Consider the following 16245-nt stretch of genomic DNA (forward strand, 5'->3'; position numbering starts at 1 on the left):
TTAGATAAGGGTGGTTGTGAGTCAATTACTCAACAATCGCCATGATGTCTTCTTCGCGCATCACCAGCAGCTCTTCGCCATCGACTTTAACAGTCTGGCCGGAGTATTTGCCGAACAACACTTTGTCGCCGACTTTTACGTCCAAAGGAATTGCTTTGCCGTTGTCGTCTTTTTTACCATTGCCTACTGCCTGCACCACACCTTGGTCTGGTTTTTCGGTAGCGCTGTCTGGAATCACAATGCCAGAAGCGGTTGTGCGCTCTTCAGCGGCGCGTTTAACGATCACTCGATCATGCAATGGACGAATACTCATGAATGTCTCCTTGGAGTTTTCTTAAAGTGTTATAAGGGTGAAATTAAAACGAATTTTTAATCAATGCGGTACGCATTTTAGCACTCACGTACCTTGATTGCTAATTGGGGATAGAGTTTTTTGATTTCAAGTGCAAACACGTAATTTTTTTATGGGAATGCCTAAAGTACTTTATAGAGTTGACGAAATTAAGACGAAGGTCTTTAACGCACATGCTCTGTAAATAAAATGCGATGAAACAATCCGCATCAATACTGGCATCTGTGCTTTTTTGGTGTGCAACTGTACTCTAAAAATTACGCGTTTCTGTATCTGGTTTCCTGGTGTTGCTTGCCTTAGGATGGCAATCAACGTCATTCCGCATTCATACACTGGCAATGGTTCATGTGTGCCAGTTCACCGTTAGAGACTATGTCGCAACCAAAAGCTTCCATTAAGCCATATCACCACCCAGCCGCCGGTTGGGGGGCGTTAAAGCAAGTCGCTGCGCAACTGGCGCTGCAAAAGATTCCTGTGAAGGGCATCATGACGTTGCTGGCCCAAAACCAGCCGGATGGCTTTGATTGCCCGGGTTGCGCCTGGCCAGACAAAGAGCACACGTCAACTTTTGAGTTTTGCGAAAATGGGGTGAAAGCCGTCGCGGCAGAGGCGACCAATAAGCGTACGCCACCAGCGTTTTTTGCCAAACACACGGTGACCGAGCTGATGGGCTGGGGCGATTTTGAGCTGGAAAACGAAGGCCGTTTGACGCATCCGATGCGTTATAACGCCACCACAGACAAGTACGAAGAAACTTCCTGGGATGACGCTTTTGCGTTGATTGCCTCACATTTGAATGCGCTGGCCGACCCGAATGAGGCGATTTTTTATACCTCTGGCCGTGCCGCCAATGAAGCCGCATTTTTGTATCAGTTGTTTGTGCGCGAGTTCGGCACCAATAACTTCCCGGATTGCTCCAACCTTTGCCACGAATCTACCAGCATGGCGTTGCCACCAACGGTGGGGATCGGCAAGGGGTCGGTGACTTTGCATGATTTTGAGCATACCGACACCATCCTGATTTTTGGCCAGAACCCGGCCACCAACCATCCGCGTATGTTGGGTGAGCTGCGCGAAGCGGCCAAGCGTGGCGCACGTATTGTGGCGATTAACCCGCTGAAAGAGCGTGGCCTTGAGCGTTTTGCCGACCCACAAAGTCCGTTTGATATGCTGTCTTTCAAAGGCAGCAAAATCAGTGATTTGTTTATCCAGCCTAAACTGGGCGGCGACCTGGCGCTGATTAAAGGCATGATCAAGTTCGTGATCCAGTGGGATGACGAGGCGATCAAGCATGGTGCCGAGCGCGTAGTCGACCTGGAATTTATCCAGCAGCATACCAATAATTTTGAAGCGATTGCCGCAGATGCACGCCAGGAGAGTTGGGATGTGATTGTGGAGGAGTCTGGCGTGCCCTTGGCGCAGATTGAGGAAATCGCACGGATTTACGCCACAGGTGATCGCGTGATTTCTACCTGGGGCATGGGCATTACCCAGCACAAGCATGGCGTTGCCACGATTAAAACACTGGTCAATCTGATGTTATTGCGCGGCAATATCGGCAAAGAGGGCGCAGGCCTGTGCCCGGTGCGCGGCCATAGCAATGTACAGGGCAACCGCACTGTGGGCATTTATGAAAAGATGCCAGTGGAGTTTCTCGAAAGCCTGGAGCGCGTATTTGATATTAAGGTGCCGAAAACGCCAGGCTATGATGCCGTGGGCGCAATTCACGCCATGATAGAAGGTAAAGGTAAAGTATTTTTTGGCCTGGGCGGCAATTTCTCGATTGCGACGCCAGATACTGACCGCACCTGGGAAGGCATGCGCAACTGCGATTTGACCGCGCATGTGACGACGAAACTTAACCGTAGCCATCTGGTGCATGGCAAGGAAGCGCTGATCTTGCCATGCCTGGGCCGTACCGAGATCGACACGCAGGAAAGCGGCCCGCAAGGGGTGACGGTAGAAGACTCCATGAGCATGGTGCATATCTCTTATGGCATGAACAAGCCCGCCTCGCCGCAATTGCTCTCCGAGCCAGCCATCGTGGCGCGCCTGGCCCATGCCACACTTAAGCGCAGCAAGACACCGTGGCTGGAATATATCAAGGATTACAGCAAGATCCGCGATGCGATCGAGCAGACCATGCCGGTGGCATTCAGAGATTACAACGAGCGCATCAAGCACCCGGGCGGTTTCCGTATGCCGGTGCCTTCCAGCGAACGACTCTGGAACACGCCTTCTGGCAAGGCTGAGTTCACGCTACAGGCGATTCCGCGTCATTCACCTATCCATCAGGCCCGTGAGCAATATGGCGATCAGCTGTTTGTGCTGATGACCACGCGCTCGCATGACCAGTACAACACCACCATTTATGGCATGGATGACCGCTACCGTGGCGTATTTGGCCAGCGCCGCGTGATCTTTATGAACCCGGCGGATATTGCACGCATGGGCTTGCAGGCGGGCGACTGGATTAACCTGGTCAGCGTCTGGCAGGATGGTATCACCCGTCGGGCAGACAAGTTCCTGGTGGTGTCATACGATATTCCGCAAGGTTGCCTGAGCGGTTATTACCCGGAAACCAATAACCTTGTGCCGCTGGAAAGTGTGGCCGATGATTCACGTACACCAACCTCCAAGTCTATTCCGGTGATTATCGAAAAAACCACTGCACCAGAGGTCGCCAATGCTGCTTGAGCATGATGTGGATCACGTATCGGCGCCGGATGACGTGCTCTCGAATTGTGTCCCGCTGGACAGAAGCACCGTGCTGATGTTGAGTATTCTGGAGTTGTTGCATGCGGAACATGCGCAAGGCCGCACACAAGTTTCACTGGCCGTGATTTGCAAGCGCCTGGATATTCGCATGAGCACCTTGCAACGCCTGATGACCGCATTAAGCGAGCAGGCGCTGGTGAATGTATTGACGCAAAAAGACCGCCTGGTGGCTAGCTTGACCACCAGCGGCGAAGAAATTTCCCTTGCGTTGCAGGCTGCCTGAATCTTAATACTGCCGCTCAGCCGTCTGCTACAGGCCTGACGTATAATGGCAAGCATCACAACTCCTTTCTCCGCTTGGCTACCATGAAGCTTTATGTCTCGTTTGCCGCCCGCATACGCGCAATGATCGATGAAGGCGTACTGCGGCCAGGAGACAAGGTGTTCTCGGTGCGGCAAGCCAGTCAGAAGTACGGGCTCAGCATTAGCACGGTGTTGCGTGCCTATTTGCAACTGGAGCAGGATGGCATTATCAGCAGCCATCCACAATCAGGTTACTACGTCACGCCGCGCAAGCGCTTGCAGCAAAAACAGGCGTCGCCATTGGCGAAAGATCTCAATTTATCTGAGGTAGATGCCAGCAAGCTGGTGCTCACTACGCTTAAATCTATTCGCGAATTCGGTACCGTACCTTTGGGCTCTCCGTTCCCGGATCCACAGCTATTTCCACTCAAACGTATCCATCAATATGAAAAAGCCCTCACTGATGACGAGGGGGAATGGGGCGTGCTCAGCGATTTGCCGCCTGGCAACGAGATGTTGCGCCAGCAGATTGCCCGCCGTTACCTGGCTAATGGTATGGATGTATCGCCGGACGACATCGTGATTACGCATGGCGCGACTGAAGCCATTACCTTATGCCTGCAGGCCGTGGCCAAGGCGGGTGACACGATTGCGCTGGAATCGCCAGGCTATTATGCGCTGGCGCATACCGTCGAGCGGCTGGGTATGAAAGTGGCCGAAATTCGTACCGATGCAGCATCTGGTATCGATCTGGATGCCTTGCGTGCTGTGGCAGACAATGTACGTCTTTCGGCGGTAATCCTCACCACCAATTTCCAGAATCCGCTGGGATTTGTGATGCCTGACGAGAAAAAACAGGCGTTAGTCGCATTTCTGGCGGAGCAGAATATTCCGTTGATTGAAGATGATGTGTATGGTGAACTGTACTTCAGTGACGAGCCCCCTTTGCCGGCCAAAGCCTTTGATCGCGCGGGCATGGTGTTGCATTGTTCGTCATTTTCCAAATCGCTGGCGCCAGGTTATCGCGTGGGTTGGACGGCGGCTGGCCGCTATCGGCAGGAAGTGGAGCGCCTGATGTTCCTCAATAGCCTGTCACTGACATCGGCACCGCAGATCGCGATTGCCAAGTTTATGCAGCGCGACAGCTTTGAGCAGCACCTCAGGCAGTTGCGCCATACACTGCGCTCGCAATATGTACTTATCCGCAATGTGATAGAGCAGAGTTTTCCGGCGGGCACGCAGTTGTCTGTGCCCAAAGGCGGTTATGTCATCTGGGTGAAATTGCCACCAGCACTGGATGCACTGGAGTTGTATCGTGCCGCGATCAACAATGGCATCACTGTGGCACCCGGGACGATTTTCTCCCGTAAGAAAGAGCTTACCCACTATATCCGTCTTAATTTTAGCCATTTATGGACATTGGCGATTGAGCAGGCCGTGCGCGATGTTGGCGCACTTGCGCGCGACATGCTGGCTGCGGAGAAGTCGGGCCCAGATAATATGCGGGGGAGTGAGTAGCCTGTCGTGAGTGTTGATCTTGATGCAATCAAATTCAACCGCAAGCGTCGGAGTGTTTAGCGCTGCATGATGGTATATCGTTGAGGTCTCGAGTGGAGACGGCAAGCATGGCAATTTCAAGCAGCATACAAGCACAGCAAACCCTGAGTGACCCACGTTGGCAGCAGGTCGTGGCACGCGACGCACAGGCAGATGGCAGCTTCTTTTATTCGGTTAAAACCACGGGTGTCTATTGTCGCCCATCTTGCGGCGCCAGGCAGGCGCGTCCGGAAAATGTGGCATTTCACGCCACCATCGCTGCCGCTGAGGCTGCCGGGTTCAGGCCATGCAAACGCTGCAAGCCCAGCCAGGCTGCGCTGGCAGATATTTATGCCGAAAAAGTAGCGCTGGCCTGTCGCTTGATAGACGCGGCCGAGACCAGTCCCAGTTTAACGCAATTGGCTGAGCATGCCGGTTTAAGCCGGTTTCACTTTCATCGCGTATTTAAAGCCGTCACTGGCTTGACGCCCAAGGCCTATGTTGCAGCACACAAGGCGCAACGATTGCGCCAGCAGCTTGATGTCAACATGAAGGTGACCGATGCGATTTACGAAGCAGGCTATGGGTCAGGCAGCCGTTTTTATGAAACCTCCAGCCAGGCACTGGGCATGCGGCCTACGCAATATGTGCAAGGTGGCAAGCAGGTACCAATCCATTTCGCTTTGGCGCAGTGTTCCCTGGGCGCGGTGCTGGTGGCTCGGAGTGCCAAAGGCGTGTGTGCAATCTCCATGGGCGATGACGCCGGGTTGTTGTTAAATGCGTTGCAAGATAGGTTTCCTGCTGCAGTCTTGATAGGCGGCGATGCGGATTTTGAGGCTATGATTGCCAGCGTACTGGCTTTTATCGAGTCACCCAAACTCGGGTTGAATTTGCCGCTGGATATTCAGGGAACATTGTTTCAGCGGCGTGTCTGGCAGGCTTTATGCGAGATTCCCAGTGGAGAGACGGTGACCTATAGCATGCTTGCTGAGCGTATTGGTATGCCAAAAGCGGTACGGGCGGTGGCCAGTGCTTGCGCCGCGAATACGCTGGCTGTGGCGATTCCTTGTCATCGTGTCATTCGCCAGGACGGCTCGCTGTCTGGCTATCGTTGGGGCGTGGTGCGTAAACAGGCCCTGCTTGCAAAAGAGGCTGCTGACTGAAGACTGTTGGGTGAGCTGGAGGATGCTTTTTCCCAGCCTAAAACTGATTATTCCACTGTGTTAACCAGGTATTGGCAGTCGCCTGGTCCATCGGCCTGGCAAAGTAGTAACCTTGGGCATAGCGGCAGCCAAGCTCGCGCAAACCGATGGCGGCCAACGTATTTTCTACACCTTCGGCAATGGTTTCCAGCCCCAGGCTTTCTGCCAGTTTGAGGGTGGAGGCGACTACCTTTCTCGATTTTGACGAGGTTTCCATGGTGGTGACAAAGGATTTATCAATCTTGAGCTCGGTAAATGGCAGTTTGGCCAATTGCGCCATCGAGGAATAGCCGGTCCCGAAATCATCAATGCTCAGCTTGAAACCTTCGGTCCTGAGTTGAGAGAGAATTTGCTGTGCCTCTTCCGGGTCGTGCATGGTGGCGGTTTCTGTGAGTTCCAGAATGATTCTTTCCGGCGCCACCTCCAAAGATTGGCTGGCGTTGACCAATGCATTGGTGAGTAAGTGGTTTTTAATGCTTTTTGCCGAGATATTGAGTGAAAATGACAGCGTTTTGCTGAGTGATCGAATAAAATTGAATCCTGTTTCAATCACAATCTGCGTCAGCTGGTCAATTTGCCCGGTTTTTTCAGCCACGGGAATAAACAATTCGGGCAGCTTGATCCCCAGGGTCGGGTGTTTCCAGCGCAACAAACCTTCAAAGCCAATCACTTTCCCGCTGAGCAATTCAATTTGTGGCTGATAAAACAAGGTGAATTGGTCGTTACGGATGGCGTCATCAATGGTCGCAGCATCGACAATAAATGATTGGGCGCTCATATCGCTGCTGGTGTGCGCATGCAAGTCGACCGATACCTGGTCTGTTAGCAGGTTTCTCAATATGTGCTGGTGGAATGGCTGGTAGAGAATGCCGCGGATATTCAGGTTGTGCTCAATCGCCGCAAGTTGCGCGGCAGGCAGCGTGTCTGTACCAATGCCGCTACTTAAAATAATGGCTGATTGGCAATCCAGCTGGGCCAGGGTTTTTAATATCTCGATGCCATTGATGCTGGGCATGACGATATCAATCGCCAGATGTGTGGGTTTCCAGGCTAAAAATGCATCAATAAACAGCGAGGCGTCGGCCAATATCCTGACTTCAAATCCCAGGCTTTGAGCTTCGCTGGCAATGATATTGGCATCCTGAGTATCATCATCCAGGATTAAAAGCGTGCTTGTACGCATTGCGCAACCTCCTTTGTGATCTATTTAAATACTGATGAATAGATCCCTGTTTGGTTCGATTGAGTATTGCAGGCGCTTAATGCAAAGCGCTTTCAGACATGTGGTACATGACATCGCAACGACGTATGCGATGGGTGGATGTGACGATTAAAGAATTGATATTAATATAGTTTTTGTCAAACAGGTAATTCTTATCAACTTTTAAGAGCCATGTGAGTTGAGCATGCGTACGGCGGTAGGCATTGAATGCCCGTAGAGGTGCTGGTCGCCGGTCAAGTGCTTGGAATGAGTTTAGCGTCGGCCAGATAGGCTTGCAACTGCGCTTTGGGCATGGGTTTGGCGAAGTAGTAGCCTTGAATCAACTGGCAGCCCATGGCTTGTAAAAAGCGCACCTGGCTTTCTGTTTCTGCGCCTTCGGCCACGCATTCCATATGCATGCCCTGACACAGCGTAAGAATCGAACGCACGATGGTTTGGCTGGTGGTATTGGTTTCAATATCCTTGACAAAGCTACGGTCAATTTTCAGTTTGTCCAGCGGCAGGTGCTGTACATGACTCAGGCTGGAATAGCCAGTGCCAAAATCATCCAGTGCCACTTTGGCGCCAGCCTTACGCAGCAGGCTGATATTTTCCCGCGCTGTTTCAAAGTCTTGTAACAAGGCGGTTTCGGTGATTTCAAATACAAAACGGTCAGGGCTGATCTGGCTGGTGTGCATCATGCGGATCAGTTCTTTAATCACGGCCTGGTTGGTGACGTCGTAAGCCGATAGATTGAATGACAGCCGCATTGTTTCTGGCCAGGTCGTCATTTCTGCCATTGAGCGGCTGAACATCAGTTTTGTGATGTCGGCAATCATGCCCAGGCTTTCTGCCACCGGGATAAACATGGCTGGTGAAACTGCGCCTATGGTGGGACTTTGCCAGCGGGCCAGGCTTTCAAACGCACATACCTCGTCCGCATCAATATCAATAATCGGTTGAAATACCGGATATAGCTCGGCATGGATATCTGCCGTGCGCAAGGCCTGGTCTATGCGGTTCAAATGCATACGCTCTTGTTCCAGCGTCGCTGAGTAGATTTCCAGATTGCCACGGCCGGTGCGTTTAACGTGATACAAGGCAAAATCGGCATGCTCGTACAGGGTTTGTGCCGAGATATAGTCGTCGCAAATAATGCAGGCACCCATGGAGGCTTTAACGATAATGAGCAGGCCATCAATGCTGATAGGCTGTGAAATTGCCTGGTTAATCTCATGGGCGATTTGCTTGAGTGACGCGTGTTTATCGTCGGTGACCAGGTGGAAAGCGAACTCATCGCCACCCAGTCGGTAAAACTGCACCTGGCCGGGCCTGACCTGCGCCAGCCGTTTGCCGACCTCAATCAACACCAGGTCGCCGATATGGTGGCCGTGCACATCATTGACCGGTTTGAAGTTATCAAGGTCCAGAATCCCCACCGCAAAACAGTCTTGCGTTTGCCTGGCCAGCGCCAGTTGTTGCTCTACTTGTACAAAAAACTGGCGTCGATTGGGCAACTGCGTCAATACGTCCTGATTGGCCAGGCGCTGATTTTCTTTTAATAATGTTTGTGTTTCAAACGTGGCATTGACCCATTTATCGAACATGGTGGTGCTGCCACGCATGGTGATTAACATGCCCACTTCAAATACCATAATCAGCAAAGTCATCAAATGCGCGTGTTCAAAATCGCCACGATAAATACAGACGATGGCCGACGAAATCATCAGCAGGTTGTAGGCGTAAGCGGCCGGGCCCAGCTTGCTTAAAATAAACGCAAAGCAAAAGCCGTAAAGCGTATTGTGGAAAATCAGGAAGTAGTGACCGAAGGTGTCGGTGAGCGGGTAGAGATAAATGCTACGCCAGAAGGTGAAGAATCCAGCCAGGATAAAAACGATGGAGGCGATCTCCAGTCGTTTACGTATTTTGCCGATGGAAGGTCGTTCGTCGCGGTGCCAGAACCAGTACAGCAGCAGGCTGCAAACAATCAGCATCCTGATCAAGGGGGTGGCGATTGACAGCGACCAATGCACCTGGTCATTTAAAACGATCATTTGTATGCTGAGGGCACTAATCGCGGTGAAAAGTGCGACAGGCACATCTTCAAGCAGGCTGTTATAGCGCGCTCGCAATACTTCATGGCTGGTCGTTTTAAAAAATGACATTGATTTTTTAGACTAATTATTGTCTTTTAGTGATCCAATATTAAGCATGCGCAGCCCGTTTTGATCTGGTAAACACAGCGCAATAAGCTTTCCAATTGTGGATTTGGTCTGGCAACAAACACTGGCAGCCGTTTTGTTGGCGGTATTTTTGCGCAGCCCGAGTCCGGCAGTGATTTTACTTTTATTTCAATATATTTAAATGGTTTATTGCAGCCATTTTTTATAAAAATGGTTGAAATGAACCGGGAGGATTTGCCAGTTTTTAAATGCATTGACATTTTTTAATTGAGAATCAATCTCTTATTGAATCTCGTGGTGATGGCATGTGTTTTGCAATAATCAAACTATTCAAAGTAGGGTGGTGGAATATGAGCGAAACACTAGCTTGGTGCGGCATCGATTTAAAGTGGGCCTATACCGACGTCTTGCGTCGTATTGGTCGTCGCACGGCATGTGTGCAGCGTGCCAAGGATATCTTGCACGATGCACTGGTTTTCTTTGCCGTGTCCAGCCATCCGGCACGTGAAGAATCACCTCAAGCTTACTTGAATGGTATCGTCAACCATTTGCTGGTAGACGAGTTTCGCCACAGGACGCGGTTTGTCGACGAAGACCAGATTGACGAAGCCGCGCTGATTCTGGAATGCACGCCCGAGCAGTTGTATGAAACCCGGCAAAAGCTGCACCACTTGCAGCGAGTAGTCGACTTGTTACCAGAAAAATGCCGCCAGGTGTTCTGGCTCTATCATGTGGATGAGATGAAGCAACGCGAAATTGCCGTGCAGCTCAATATCAGTACCAATATGGTTGAGAAACACCTGATTCGTGCCATGCTGGATATCCGGGCGTTTCAACAGGCGATCCATTAAGCCTGCCGCCTATGTCTAAACCGCTCACGTCCAAATCATCCACAGCTAAGTCGCTCACACTAAGTGAAATGGCTGCGCGCTGGTACTTGCGTATGCGTGAGCATGCGAACAATCAACGCGCTGCCGAGCATCAAGCGTTTGAGCAATGGCTGGCAGACGACCCGAGTCACGCTGCCGAATACAACAGCTTCGCCCATGCCATGCGTCAGCTTGACTCAGCTGAGAGCTTGTCTAGCCTGGCAGATGCCGCTGAGCAGCAAGCGTTTCTGGCCAATGAAGCCCGCCGCAAAGCCAAACAACAGCGTTTGGCACAGCTGATGGTCGTCTGTTTTATTTGTATTGCTGGCTTTTTCTCGCATCAGCAATACCAGGTCTGGCAAGCTGCGCCGGTCATGCAGCTAGCCGCACAAAACCCGGTGGGGCAAATTGTCACTAAAACACTGGATGACGGCACCAAAGTCACTCTGAGTGCCAGGAGTGATATGGAAGTAACCTATTACCGCCACCAGCGCCATGTGCTGCTCAAAGAAGGCGAAGCCATTTTTGAAGTCACCAAAGATCCTGAACGGCCATTTGTGGTGGAAACAGACACTGCAAGAGTGACCGTATTGGGGACACGCTTTGCCGTCAACCGGCTGGAGCAACTAGTACGTGTGAGCGTCGATCACGGCCGTGTCAAAGTCGAACCCAGGCTTGAGGGGGATGCGATGCAAGCGGAAAGCCAGGCCCTGATTTCGCGTGAAATTACCAATGGCCAAGTGGCTGAAGTTTACCCTAACCATGCCATGGTGCTGGTCAATCGCCCGGCCTCCGATGCCTTTGCCTTCCTTAAAGGGCGGCTGGTGTTTGATCGTGCCGATACCAGCGAAATTGCCTACACCGTTTCACGCTACCGCCAGAAACCGGTGCAGTCGCAAGGCAGGCAGGTACGCAATATTTCTGCAGATATCAATATTCAGGATATAGACCAGTTCCTGCGCGGCTTACCTAATATCGCTCCAGTCAAACTGCAAGATACCCCGCAGTACACACTGCTTCATTCTCAGCATTAGTTTCATCCATCAAAGGCGCTTTTTTGGCGCCTTTTCTCTTGGTTCCAACCGCTGCATTTTCCTTTTATTCAAAGACTCCAATCTTTAAATGTAAAGTTAAGTTAACAGCATCAGGTTTTTGCTGCGCTCACAGATGAGTCATAGGACAGGAGAAGAATCTGTGAGTACGTATAAGAAGATAAATAGAAGAGGGATACACACTGCACTAGCTGCGTTGAGCGTCATGACAACGCAACCGGTGTGGGCAGAAGCATTAAATACTCAGTTGCCTAAACAGCAGGAGGAGAGCTTTGGTGTACCGGTTAATGTTGATATTCCAGCGCAACCATTGGCAAACTCATTGCACGACCTGGGCAAAGCCACAGGTATGAATATCTCATTCCCAAACGATGTGGTTTCCGGAAAAACTGCACCTGAGGTGCGCGGCCGTATGACGCGCAAAGAAGCGCTGCAACGTGTGCTAGGCGAGAGCGGTCTCGAGCCTAAAGTGGAAGGCAATAATATCTTTATTCAAAAACCACCAAAAGAGGCTAAAAAAGACATTCAACTCGACAAAGTTGAAGTCCGCGCCAAACGTTTTTATGAGGTCGGCCCGCTACCTGGCTTGGGTTTAACCAAAGAACAAATTCCAGGCAACGTACAAAGCATTTCTGCCAAAGAGATTAAAGAGGCGCATTCATTAAGTATTACGGATTTGATGAACCGTAAGCTGCAATCCGTCACAGTGAATGATTATCAGGGCAACCCGTTCCAAATGGATATGCAATACAGAGGTTTTACGGCTGGCCCGCAAATCGGGACTCCTCAAGGCCTGAGTGTATTCCTGGATGGCGTTCGAGTGAATGAACCTTTCGGGGATGTCGTGAACTGGGACATGATCCCCATGAATGCGTTGGCAGGTATTGATGTGTTCCCTGGATCTAATCCAATCTTTGGTCTCAACACACTGGGGGGGGCTGTCTCCATGAAAACCAAAGATGGTTTTAATAATGCCGGTATTGATGCAGATATCCTCACCGGTTCCTTTGGTAGAAAGCAGCTGCAAGCTGAGGCGGGTTGGAACAATGGAACGATTGGTCTATTCGCGGCAGGCAATTTTTTCCTGGAAGATGGCTGGCGTCAGAATTCTCCCAGTAAGGTAAATCAGTTATTTTCAAAAGCAAGTTATCGTGGTGAAAAACTTGACTTGAATCTAAGCACATTACTTGTACAAACAGATTTGACGGGTAACGGCCTGATACCTTCTGAGATGTATGACAAAGATCGGAATAGTGTTTTTACTAGTCCTGACACGACCAAAAATCGATTAGCGCAATTCCAACTGAGTGGCAGCTATTTTGTCAGTGATACGTTCACTTTTACTGGCCAAGTGTACAGTCGAAGCAGTAAACGTCGGCAAAAAGGCGGAGATGCGATGACTGACTACAGCGAAGAGTTATTGGCGCGTAGGCGGCCTAATAGCACAGATCAATACACGTGCTTGTATCCGAGCACCAATGGAAAGGGTGTGCCAGATTACATCGTGGTTCCAGTAGTCTATACACAGATGGATCCAGATAATCCAAGTGCTGAATTTCAGACAACACAGTTTTACCAAGATTTCAGCAATGGTGTTCTTGATGTGGCTCACTATTCAAATTTAAAAAATACTGAATTGCCAGAAGACGTGCTTGCCGCTTATAGATACGCTTTTGAAGAAAACCGAAATTTTGGAGAAAGAAACGCATATAACAGAGGTGTGCCAGCGCCAGACTTCGAAGGAGAAAGTAGCCCTGAATATTTTAACCAACCAACCTTTAGAACGTCTTTTTCTGCACCTTTTGGCCCTGGTTTGTTTAATTCGGTTGGTGGAGTTATTTACTCTGAAGAGGATACTTTTTTCACAAAAGATCCTTTAACTGGAGAAGTCATTAAAAATTATGTAATGACGCTAGGTACATTAAATCAGACAAATTGTGCCCAAACACAAACTGATGGATTTCTTCTTGATCCTGACCCTGTGCTTGGAAATCCAATTGTTGTAGATGGAATAGGTTATGGCCAACCAGGATATGTGGAAGGCACTCCTACAGCCCTATTAACTGATAATCAAATTGATCAGCTAACAAATGGCATGTCAGTACAAGCAAATTGGCAGCTTGAAAAGCATAAGTTCATGATTGGAGCTTCAATTGACTCTGCCAATGCGGATTATCTAAATGAACAGCGGCTTGGCTTTTTGGACAGTAACAGAAACGCATATCTTGATCCTGCACAGGCTCATCCTCAATTTGCGGGTGCTTTTGTCCCCTTAGCCAATAATAATTTTGAAGGTACCAGTGTTACAAAAAGCGTTTATTTCAGCGAAACATGGAGTCCAGTGGATACTTTGCATTTAAGCATGTCCGGTCGCTACAACCAGACAAATGTGACCAACAAAATTGCTGCCAGAAGCGGTTTTCTAAATTACAGCATTGGCGACTTAATTGCAGAACCTGACAGATATAACATTTGTGGAGACACAGATGGAAATGGCACAGTCACTCAATCTGACTGCTCTGGAATTCCGCTTAACTATCGACCTTTGCGTCTTAATCGTGTACTTGACCCGGCAGAAACTGAGAAGTTTAATTATTATTCTTTTAACCCTTCAATGGGTGTTTCATGGCAACTGAAGGAAAGCTTGAATTTCTTTGCAAACTGGGCCAAAGGTACACGTACACCAAGTGTGATTGAGTTGGGTTGTGCATTTGATAAAACGCCAACGCTTTCTGGTGGAGTTTATGTGCCTAGATCAATTGCTGAGAATCGCTCATGTACGCTTCCAACTACTTTGTCGGGCGACCCTTACCTAGCCCAAGTAAAAGCAACTACATACGATATTGGTCTGCGCGGTACTCTGGGAGAGAGTTTGCAATGGAATCTTGGTGCTTATCAAACAGACCTTAAAGATGACATCTACTTTATTACAGTTGGAAATCAGCAGGGTTTTTTTGATACGGTAGGCAAAACTCGTAGGCGCGGTATTGAAGCTGGTCTTTCAGGTAGAAAAGACAAATGGGGATTTGGTGTTAATTATGCATTGACCGATGCAACGTTCGAAGACGACTTTTTAATGCTAAGTCGTGACAACAGCAGTTCTTTCAATATCGATGGTTATGGCCAGGTTATTCGAGTAAAGCCAGGGAGTCGTATGCCTGGAGTCTCATTGCATAACATCAATGCCAATATCAGCTATGACGTAACACCTTCCTGGACTGTCGGCTTGAGTACGGTTTTGCACTCCGATAGTTTTATTCGAGGAAACGAAAACAATGAACATCGTCAGGGTGTCATAAGGCGGAACGTAATTGTGACTGATCCGGTAACAGGAGCACAAACGATCATCCAAACACCACCAACAACAAACCCGGGGAAAGTGCCTGCTTACGCAGTGTTTAATTTCCAAACCAGCTATAAATTTAATAAAGAGTGGTCAGCAACCATGCTGATCAATAACATCTTTGATCGTGAATATTTCACCGCCGGGCGGTTAGGTCGAAATCCGTTTTCACCAAGTATTAACGGTGCAATTGGCCCGGATGGATATAACCATAACTCTGGTGACTGGCTAAGCACTAATTTTATTGCGCCTGGTGCTCCACGTGGAGTCTGGTTTAGTTTGAATTGGCATTTTGTGCCGGATTAATCACTAACAGGAAAAACTCCCAATGATTTTGATAAGAAATTTGAAAGAATAAAAGAGGCATTTGTGACTTACCAAGAATTCAACTGCAACTGGTTTAGAACTCACGAGGGACTAACAAGGTTGTGATGAATTGGTGATGCGGGCAGCCACAAATGCCTGCTTATTGTAACTCTAAGGAGTCGAAAATGAAAAATGCGTTACTTAAGTTAGCGATTATTGGAGCATTTAGTGCATCTGGTTATGCACAGGCAGCTTGGGAATCTATGCCAGCTGCAGGGTTTGCTAGCTCAGCTTATACAAGTTGTTTTAATACAGGTCGAGATGAGACTCCAGGGCCAGCAGGTGATGGTGTTGGTGGCGCTGCAAATGATAGACGGGGAAATTTTGGATCATATCCAATTGCGTCTGCAAATTATCCTGCGAGTGGTACAAATGACACTTGCTGGGTAGCTTTTTCTGGTAGTGAAGCGACGCTTCCGGCAGGAAAAACTGGATTTACTGCAACAGCTAGTGTGACGCGCTCTATTCCAAACCCAACTGGTGGAGCATCTATTGGTGAGGTCTATGACAGATATTGGCGTAATCCGACTACCAATACATGCATTATTGGTACTCGCGTCAGAATGTACAACGTGGACTCTGATGCTGCAACAGGAACTCAATACTTTGAGGTAAATGATGTGGTTCGTGGTGGCTTCAGTGGTTTGGGTGCAGTAAGTGTGGCATATACGATCTCCATCACACCTGTCACTGTAGTTTCTCCTGTTTTCCGTGCAGGTCGAACATTTACTTCAGTCCAGCATCGTGCTTACAAATACGATACTTTGGTAAATAAATCTCTGAATGGTACAAACTATCTTGATTTGCCAACGAAGAATAGTGTTACTGCCGCTACTACGGGCGAGGCGACGGGCATTAATTCTACTACTGCGGCGTCGACTACATTAGCGACACAAGATGCGGTGGTGAATGATAACTATGTCGACTTTACCGCCGATGCGGTTTACGCCGATGATGATGGTTCAACAAATGCCTACTCCGCATTTACTTATGTTGAAGCATCTTGCAGCGCTAATCCGACTACTCAAACTGGTGGTATCAGATTGCGTCAAACAGGCCAAGAAAATGCTGTGCAAAAAGTCATCGATATGGATGGCTATGCAATTGGCACACCTTAGTC

Annotated in this window: 11 protein-coding genes; 8 read left to right on the top strand and 3 right to left on the bottom strand. The window is 49.2% G+C overall.

Annotation, left to right across the window (positions count from 1 at the left end):
* Positions 1–25: 25 nt before the first annotated feature.
* Complete coding sequence (gene groES / locus MET42_RS0103940; RefSeq protein WP_019881496.1) at positions 26–313, bottom strand: co-chaperone GroES; 288 nt, start codon at positions 311–313, stop codon at positions 26–28.
* 411 nt (positions 314–724) lie between these two features.
* On the opposite strand from groES, the gene MET42_RS0103945 reads away from it, so the two are divergent.
* The 4 genes from MET42_RS0103945 (at position 725) to ada (ending at position 6072) form a co-directional block, all read left to right on the top strand.
* Positions 725–3049 (top strand): FdhF/YdeP family oxidoreductase, encoded by a 2325-nt coding sequence (locus tag MET42_RS0103945; RefSeq protein ID WP_019881497.1) that lies wholly within the window; start codon positions 725–727, stop codon positions 3047–3049.
* Positions 3050–3056: 7 nt separating this feature from the next.
* Positions 3057–3353, top strand: a complete 297-nt coding sequence (locus tag MET42_RS0103950) for a hypothetical protein (RefSeq protein ID WP_232411293.1) — start codon at positions 3057–3059, stop codon at positions 3351–3353.
* An 83-nt stretch (positions 3354–3436) separates the two neighbouring features.
* Complete coding sequence (locus MET42_RS0103955) at positions 3437–4891, top strand: PLP-dependent aminotransferase family protein (RefSeq protein ID WP_019881499.1); 1455 nt, start codon at positions 3437–3439, stop codon at positions 4889–4891.
* Positions 4892–4998: 107 nt separating this feature from the next.
* The gene (gene ada, locus MET42_RS0103960; RefSeq protein ID WP_019881500.1) at positions 4999–6072 is read left to right on the top strand and encodes a bifunctional DNA-binding transcriptional regulator/O6-methylguanine-DNA methyltransferase Ada; all 1074 of its coding nucleotides are present in this window, start codon (positions 4999–5001) and stop codon (positions 6070–6072) included.
* Positions 6073–6109: 37 nt separating this feature from the next.
* On the opposite strand, the gene MET42_RS0103965 is transcribed toward ada, so the two are convergent.
* Complete coding sequence (locus MET42_RS0103965; RefSeq protein WP_019881501.1) at positions 6110–7294, bottom strand: EAL domain-containing protein; 1185 nt, start codon at positions 7292–7294, stop codon at positions 6110–6112.
* 272 nt (positions 7295–7566) lie between these two features.
* Positions 7567–9477, bottom strand: a complete 1911-nt coding sequence (locus tag MET42_RS0103970; protein WP_019881502.1) for a bifunctional diguanylate cyclase/phosphodiesterase — start codon at positions 9475–9477, stop codon at positions 7567–7569.
* 368 nt (positions 9478–9845) lie between these two features.
* On the opposite strand from MET42_RS0103970, the gene MET42_RS0103980 reads away from it, so the two are divergent.
* The 4 genes from MET42_RS0103980 to MET42_RS14910 all read left to right on the top strand — a co-directional run bounded on the left by MET42_RS0103980 (position 9846) and on the right by MET42_RS14910 (position 16243).
* Positions 9846–10346 carry an RNA polymerase sigma factor gene (locus tag MET42_RS0103980; protein WP_019881504.1) on the top strand — a complete coding sequence of 167 codons (501 nt, stop codon included), beginning with the start codon at positions 9846–9848 and terminating at the stop codon, positions 10344–10346.
* Between the two features lie 11 nt (positions 10347–10357).
* Positions 10358–11398 (top strand): FecR domain-containing protein, encoded by a 1041-nt coding sequence (locus MET42_RS0103985; protein WP_232411294.1) that lies wholly within the window; start codon positions 10358–10360, stop codon positions 11396–11398.
* Between the two features lie 160 nt (positions 11399–11558).
* Positions 11559–15065 (top strand): TonB-dependent receptor domain-containing protein, encoded by a 3507-nt coding sequence (locus MET42_RS0103990; RefSeq protein ID WP_019881506.1) that lies wholly within the window; start codon positions 11559–11561, stop codon positions 15063–15065.
* A 185-nt stretch (positions 15066–15250) separates the two neighbouring features.
* Positions 15251–16243, top strand: coding sequence for a hypothetical protein (locus MET42_RS14910; protein WP_232411297.1), 993 nt, complete (start codon positions 15251–15253; stop codon positions 16241–16243).
* The last annotated feature ends 2 nt before the right edge of the window (positions 16244–16245 follow it).

The sequence above is a fragment of the Methylophilus sp. 42 genome (genome assembly GCF_000384155.1).
GTDB lineage: Bacteria > Pseudomonadota > Gammaproteobacteria > Burkholderiales > Methylophilaceae > Methylophilus.